The organism is Kocuria sp. (genome assembly GCF_030536815.1).
GTDB lineage: Bacteria > Actinomycetota > Actinomycetes > Actinomycetales > Micrococcaceae > Kocuria > Kocuria gwangalliensis.
Genome location: NZ_JAUNPE010000192.1, coordinates 1,185 through 3,656 on the forward strand (window position 1 = coordinate 1,185; position 2,472 = coordinate 3,656).

A 2,472-nucleotide genomic window follows, 5' to 3' on the forward strand; every position below is an offset into this window, starting at 1 on the left:
CAGCGGAGCGTCCACGGCTGCGAACTCGCGAGTTTCCACGGGTAGGAAGTCGGTTCGGTTGATCCGGGAAAGGGCTTGTGTGATCGGGTCCATGACTGTCCCTAAGGGGTTGAATTATGTGTCAATTCTCCCTCAGCGGGCCGCCGCCGGGGAGCCCTCCACGCCAGGATGACGGCCACGATCAGAGCGGACAGGGTCCCGGTGATCATGTCGACCATGGTGTCGTAATTGTCGATCTGCGCCCGTGAGCCCATCGTCTGATCCGCCGCGAACTCCCCGATTTCCCACAGCATGGCGACCAAGGCACTGAACGACGTAATCACCGTCGCGTGCAGCCAGCGGGGCATGACAAAACCATGCTTCCGCATGACGGAGCGCAGGATGTAGTCCGCCCAGAGGGCGATCATGACGCCCGAATAGAAGTGGACGACGGTGTCCCACGGTTCCCACACGTCGTAGAAGCGCTGATAACTCCCCATGTATCCGCCGGTGAACAGCAGGATGGCGTAAAGCAGCTGCAAGTGCAGGGGAATACGTATCCGCCCAATGGCTTCAACGACCAGGGGTGTGAGCGATACCTGAAACAAGCCCATGGCCAGGAAGGCGTTCTCAGCATCTCCCCGGGACATGTCTCCGAGGAACGACATCACGAACACTGCCTCCACCACGATGAGCGGCGTATGCCTCAGCAACATCCCCCTGAGCGAAACACGTTTCATCATGGTGCTGACCCTACGCGTCCACCTGTGGATATTCTTGTGCTCCAGCCAGGGAAGAAGGTTTAACCCCATGAGCCACCGGGAAATCATCGACGACTTACTGGATGAGCGCGGTCGCACGTACGCGCAGGAAGCGGGCATCGGCCTCAAGGACACCCCCGCTTCCCTGTTCCAGCTACTGGTGCTGGCCAACCTGCTGTCCACCAGAATCAGCGCGGGGATTGCCGTGGCCACCGCCCGTGAGCTGACGGACAGCAGATTCAGCACTCCCGAGAAAATGCGTGCCGCCACGTGGCAGCAGCGCGTGAACGCGCTCGGCCGCGGCGGGTACCGCCGATACGACGAACGCACCTCCACCATGCTCGGCGACGGCGCCGCCCTCCTCCTCGATCGCTACGCCGGGGACCTGAGGCGGTTGCGGGACGAGTCGCAGGACTCCGAGGAGATTTTGAAACGGCTCCGAGAGTTCCCCGGAATCGGGCCCACGGGCGCGGCCATTTTTGCCCGCGAGGTTCAGGGCGTGTGGCCGGTCATGGCGCCGTACTTCGACAAGACGGCCCTGGACGGCGCGCGGAAACTGAGCCTGCCGGACGGTCCGGATGCCTTGGCCGGTCTCGTATCGCCCGAGAACCTGCCGCGCTTGGCTTCCGCCCTGGTGCGCGTGGCCCTGGACCGGTCTACAAAGTAAAACCGAAAACTCGCACGGACCACCACCGTCACTATGGTGGGCGCGCGCCTGCGGTCCTGACTCGGTGTATTTCTTCACGTTCCGGCCACCCCGCGGCTTCTTGGCCGTCAGTTTCCTCAAGCACCGTTGGTCCTGCTGACATCCTCGGGACCTGGGGGAACACACCGCCAATTTGGTCTCGACTTGCCCGGAGTTCTTGAACGAAAGGTTCACCGTGAACACTCGAAGCAACCGCACCTTCGTCCGCATCTCCCAGGCCACCGCGGCCGCGGCGCTGTCCGCCGCGGTCCTCGCACCATTCACCGCTCCCGCTTACGCGCAGCCCGACACCCACCCCGCCACGGCGGAAGCAGCCGCCAAGAACGAGACGCGGGCGGCGTCGTCGGCGAACGAGCCTCTGCTGATCGGTCACCGAGGTGCGGCAGGTACCGCACCGGAGAACACGGTTTCCGCGTTCAAGGACGCGCGATCCTCGCACGCGGATTACTTCGAGATCGATGTGCAGCTCTCCGCGGACGGCGTGCCCTTCCTCTTCCACGATGACACCCCCGCGCGCACCACCAATGTGGAAGACGTGTTCCCGGGCCGCGAGAACGACCCGATCACCTCGTTCACCTGGGCCGAGCTGCAACAGCTTGATGCGGGTTCGTACTTCTCGGACAAGTTCGTGGGCGAGAAGATTCCCCATTTCAACGATGCCGCCAAGATCGCCAACAACAAGATCGGCGTGTTCATCGAGATCAAGTCGCCGGTCAACTCCCCCGGCGTTGAGAAGGTGGTCGCGGACGCGCTGGAGAGCAACCGCGCCTGGAACCGTCTGCTGCGGAACAACCAGATCGAGGTCTTGGGCTTCGATGCCGTGTCCAACCAGCGGTTCGCCACTCTGGCCCCGAATGTTCCCCTCCAGCAGCTCATCGGCACCGTGCCCGACTCCGCAACCCTGGCGCAGATCGCCACGTACGCCGACCACTTCGGCACGAGCTACCGGACCTTGGACGCCGCCGGCGTGGCACGGGTCAAGGCCGCGGGCATGGGCATCGGCGTGTACACCGTGAACTCCACGGA

Annotated in this window: 3 protein-coding genes; 2 read left to right on the forward strand and 1 reads right to left on the reverse strand. The window is 63.6% G+C overall.

Annotated features, from left to right (window positions below):
• Positions 1 to 101 precede the first annotated feature (101 nt).
• Complete coding sequence (locus Q4E95_RS11890) at positions 102 to 722, reverse strand: hypothetical protein (protein ID WP_303383505.1); 621 nt, start codon at positions 720 to 722, stop codon at positions 102 to 104.
• 67 nt (positions 723 to 789) lie between these two features.
• Between Q4E95_RS11890 and Q4E95_RS11895 the strand changes: the two genes are divergently transcribed.
• Both Q4E95_RS11895 and Q4E95_RS11900 read left to right on the forward strand, forming a co-directional pair.
• Positions 790 to 1,407: an endonuclease gene (locus Q4E95_RS11895; RefSeq protein WP_303383506.1), complete on the forward strand. Its 618-nt coding sequence runs from the start codon at positions 790 to 792 to the stop codon at positions 1,405 to 1,407.
• A 214-nt stretch (positions 1,408 to 1,621) separates the two neighbouring features.
• On the forward strand, positions 1,622 to 2,472 hold an 851-nt coding region (locus Q4E95_RS11900), incomplete at its 3' end, for a glycerophosphodiester phosphodiesterase family protein (protein ID WP_303383507.1).

Coding starts and splice junctions, on each gene's coding strand:
- Q4E95_RS11890 (WP_303383505.1), bottom strand. CDS start 722: ATGATGAAACGTGTTTCGCTCAGGGGGATGTTGCTGAGGCATACGCCG.
- Q4E95_RS11895 (WP_303383506.1), top strand. CDS start 790: ATGAGCCACCGGGAAATCATCGACGACTTACTGGATGAGCGCGGTCGC.